This is a genomic window from Paenibacillus sp. Soil522 (assembly GCF_001428245.1).
GTDB lineage: Bacteria > Bacillota > Bacilli > Paenibacillales > Paenibacillaceae > Pristimantibacillus.
Window position 1 is genome coordinate 1 of sequence record NZ_LMRV01000075.1, and the last position, 4,259, is coordinate 4,259.

At 39.1% G+C, this 4,259-nt stretch carries 5 protein-coding genes and 1 pseudogene; 4 read left to right on the plus strand and 2 right to left on the minus strand.

The features are described 5' to 3' along the window. Both ASG81_RS23280 and ASG81_RS34135 read right to left on the minus strand, forming a co-directional pair. Positions 1–310: IS110 family transposase (locus tag ASG81_RS23280; protein WP_155971826.1), on the minus strand; the 310-nt coding region annotated here is incomplete at its 3' end. A 65-nt stretch (positions 311–375) separates the two neighbouring features. Further along, a pseudogene (locus ASG81_RS34135) lies at positions 376–558 on the minus strand (IS110 family transposase); the annotation flags it as partial. A gap of 291 nt (positions 559–849) precedes the next feature. Between ASG81_RS34135 and ASG81_RS33125 the strand changes: the two are divergent. The 4 genes from ASG81_RS33125 to ASG81_RS23305 form a co-directional block, all read left to right on the plus strand. Continuing rightward, positions 850–1,071, plus strand: a 222-nt coding sequence (locus ASG81_RS33125; RefSeq protein ID WP_235548997.1) for a hypothetical protein, incomplete at its 3' end; no start/stop codon positions are given. A 296-nt stretch (positions 1,072–1,367) separates the two neighbouring features. Continuing rightward, positions 1,368–1,553: a stalk domain-containing protein gene (locus ASG81_RS34140; protein ID WP_442952952.1), complete on the plus strand. Its 186-nt coding sequence runs from the start codon at positions 1,368–1,370 to the stop codon at positions 1,551–1,553. A gap of 621 nt (positions 1,554–2,174) precedes the next feature. Beyond that, the gene (cysC, locus tag ASG81_RS23300) at positions 2,175–2,735 is read left to right on the plus strand and encodes an adenylyl-sulfate kinase (RefSeq protein WP_056639920.1); all 561 of its coding nucleotides are present in this window, start codon (positions 2,175–2,177) and stop codon (positions 2,733–2,735) included. After that, entirely contained in the window at positions 2,732–3,457 is a 726-nt protein-coding gene (locus ASG81_RS23305) for a Stf0 family sulfotransferase (RefSeq protein ID WP_056639923.1), read from the plus strand. The genes cysC and ASG81_RS23305 overlap by 4 nt, the downstream gene beginning before the upstream one ends. Positions 3,458–4,259 lie beyond the last annotated feature (802 nt).

Sequence of the window (4,259 nt, forward strand, 5' to 3'; positions counted from 1 at the left end):
GCTGCTGGAACAAAGAGGAGCACATTAACCAATTGGCGATATTGAACCAGTAGTGACCGGTACTTTCCATTCCCACAACGACGTCATTCAAGTTGTGCATTTTCTGTAATTTACGAATGCTGCTTATTAAATGCTCAAAGCCCGCATGGTCGTTCGAAAACATAATTGGTCGATTGGTGAGGACGATACCTCGAAAGTTAATAGCTTGAGCAGCATGTTTCTCCTTGGCAATGTCGATGCCTATGACAAGGGTGGAAGTAGAAATACGTTCTACACGTTGATTTTGAGCTTTAATTAATCTAGACTTCATGNGATGCAGTGAGACGCGGGTTCTACACACCCTTCTCTCCAAAGGAAGAAGCCTTCCGCCGCTTACAAATGCTCAAAGCCCGCATGGTCGTTCGAAAACATAATTGGGCGATTGGTGAGGACAATACCTCGAAAGTTAATAGCTTGAGCAGCATGTTTCTCCTTGGCAATGTCGATGCCTATGACAAGGGTGGAAGTAGAAATACGTTCTACACGTTGATTTTGAGCTTTAATTAATCTAGACTTCATAATAACGCCTCCTAAGGTGAGTTCTGAGGGCTGCAACCCAGTACATACTCATCCTAGCGGGGCGTTCGTTTTTCTGCAAATCGAATCTACTAACACCTACAGGAATGTTAACGGGCAGATTAATGGAACTATTATCTTACATATACGTCTAATAATTGTTTGGAAACAAAATGAAGAGGAAGTGAACCCAAATGAAAGTGAKTAAATTTATTAATGTTGTAGTGTTTTCTATGTTTTTCTTTGGTTTTTGTATTCCNGTTTGGAAACAAAATGAAGAGGAAGTGAACCCAAATGAAAGTGAKTAAATTTATTAATGTTGTAGTGTTTTCTATGTTTTTCTTTGGTTTTTGTATTCCCGTCAATGCAGCAATGAATGTTGATTCCGTCAAAATCGAGTATGCAAATGGTAAAAAGTCAAACCTGACTAAACAAGAGTTTATTCTTATTAATGGAAGTATCTTGGTAAGTCCGAGTTATTTAGTATATATTCTCCCTTTCATCGTTACAAGTAAANTCAAACCTGACTAAACAAGAGTTTATTCTTATTAATGGAAGTATCTTGGTAAGTCCGAGTTATTTAGTATATATTCTCCCTTTCATCGTTACAAGTAAAGGAGTGCTATGGGATGGATATGAGAAAACCTTGGTGTTTTCAGCCTTTGACAAAGATGTAATTGGAGAAAGTAAGGAAGGATTTTCAATAAAGATAGGTGAGAAGGAATTCGAAGATAAAGTTCTAGATCTAACATTNNNTTTCAGCCTTTGACAAAGATGTAATTGGAGAAAGTAAGGAAGGATTTTCAATAAAGATAGGTGAGAAGGAATTCGAAGATAAAGTTCTAGATCTAACATTTAGAATCCCTCAGGAAGCCGTTTTTAAAGACGGACGAGTATATTTGCCACTTAGAGGAATCTCGGAAGCTTACGGTAATGTTGTTAATTACTCAAAGAATAATGGCGTGATTATGATCTCAATACAACAAAACGGAAAATGACAATGGGTTATGTTACTCAAAGAATAATGGCGTGATTATGATCTCAATACAACAAAACGGAAAATGACAATGGGTTATGTGACTTCTACGGAACCTTTGTTACGCTAACGGATACGATAGCTCCATAACGACAGGCTGTCGGCATCATCGGCAGCCTGCTCAACTATCTGGCAGGATAATTCAATAATAACATCCCTTTCAGTTACACTTTGTTTCGTTAATATGTAAGAAATCTAAACTCCAATAAAGGCGTTGACTATTTCACAAAATGGTTTATACTGGTAACAAATAGTTGAAGGTGGGATATGTGCAGTGATGATGATGACAGTGTTTTTAACAGAAGTTATCGGTTAATTTTTAACCTAATAACACATGATCGTGGGCGATGATTCTACTAATTTAGGTAGGGATTGTTTTTCCTTGCCCCCTTTCATGTACTCCTGTTATGAACCTTATCATCATCACGCATTTGTGCGAGCGCTTGGGCAAAGTATGCCTTGTTTGAGCATTCTTACGCATGAAAAGCCGTGGGTGAACGATGTTCACACACGGCTTTTTTTCTATTTTCATTTATTTATTTTTTTGGGGGGATGTGTCATACACAGGTATTACTTAGAAAAGATGAATGGTCATAAGAGTGGGGTAGTTTGGTTCACCGGTTTACCTGGATCAGGTAAAACAACATTAGCGATTGAAGTAGAAAAGCGGCTGCTTCAAGAAGGCATACGATGTACCATCATAGACGGTGATCGTTTACGCAAAGGATTAAACCATGATCTTGGATTTACCGAAACGGATCGTATGGAAAATCTACGGAGAGCTGCTGTAATATCGCTGATGTTTATTGAAGCTGGTGTTCTAGTCTTGGCACCGCTAATATCCCCCTTTAATTCAAGCAGGGCAATCATAAAGCAGCATTTTACCTCCGAAGATTTCACGGAATTATATGTTAAGTGTTCGTTGGAGGTATGTGAGCGTAGAGATCCAAAGGGGATGTATCGACTTGCAAGAGAGGGTACACTGTCAAACTTTACGGGAGTATCCGCACCATACGAACCTCCATTACAACCCGACATTGTAGTCGATACCGAGTATTTTAGTTTAGAGTACTGTGTAGACTTTTTCGCAGACTATGTGCTTTCTAAATACAAAATTGAAACAGAGAAGGAGAATGATCTATGAAACCTACAAACAGCTATACCATTTGGTTTTCACAGCGAACCGGGAGTACCTTATTATATAAAGCGCTTGAATCTACAGGAGTCGCTGGCATTCCAGGAGAATGGCTGACTGAGCCAAATCCCGAAACATTCAGTATCAAATACCTACGTAAAATATGGGAGGATGGTACGACGACGAATGGTGTATTTGGCCTTAAAACCTCATCCTTTAAACTAGATGATTGGATACAAGCATTTCATAGAGAGCTTCAGCTCCCTGAAGGGCTATCGAGGCCAAGAATTTGGACAGAGGCATTTCCCAATTGCAAGCACATTTTCATGACCCGACGAAATAAGGTAAGGCTTGCGGTATCATGGTGGAGAGCGATTGTATCTGGAGAATGGCATCGGGTACATGGCACAAGCCCGCATCAAGAGGATATTGCAGATCAGTATAACTTTGATGCCATTAACCATTTGCTTGTAGAGTGTACATTGCGTGAAGCAGGAGTGGCAGCCTTCTTAGCGGAAGGTCATATTGTACCCATGACTATTGTATATGAGGATTTCATTGAGCGGTATGAAGAGACAGTTATACAAGTACTGCAATTTTTAAACATTCCTACGAATGGCGTTCAAGTGGCAGCTCCGTTCTTCGATCCAATCGCGGATGACATTGCCGAAACTTGGGTTCAGCGTTTCCGGAAAGAACGGCAGGAAAATTGGGAAAATATTGCTTGGTAAGTTAGTCGGAATACTTTATAAGGTAAACCGCAAAGTAATTTTCGATGGAACTGAGACAAGATCATCATTAACCTAATGGGTACGATAGTGGAGGAGCTTGCTTTACTGCAGCTCCTTTTTTTCATTCGTCAGTACCAAACAAATTTCTAAACGGTTCGGAAACATATTTCGAGTACGCATTTAGAGTGGAATAAAATCAATGGTAGCTGCAATCTATATATTTTTTAGAATTGGGGAGTTTTTTATTACATANGTTCGGAAACATATTTCGAGTACGCATTTAGAGTGGAATAAAATCAATGGTAGCTGCAATCTATATATTTTTTAGAATTGGGGAGTTTTTTATTACATAGTTAAGTATGTAAGTGAAAAACCGCATAAATATAGGAGAACAGGAAAGAATGGCTATTAAAAACCACAAAGGGGTGATAGCATGCAAGAAGCTCGAAAAGATGGGTGGAAGTCTGATGAAGATCATTTACTAGCAGAGATCGTCCTAAGACATATTCGAGAAAAAAGTTCACAGCTAGTAGCATTTAATGAAGCTGCACAACAATTAGGAAGGACAGAAAGTGCATGTGGCTTTAGATGGAACTCCNTAAGACATATTCGAGAAAAAAGTTCACAGCTAGTAGCATTTAATGAAGCTGCACAACAATTAGGAAGGACAGAAAGTGCATGTGGCTTTAGATGGAACTCCMAARTACGTAAACAATACGTATCGGAAGTTGAAGCAGCCAAACAAGAACGAAAGCAAAGCTCCTACGCTAAACAGGTAACGCAACAGATAAAAGTTTCCACT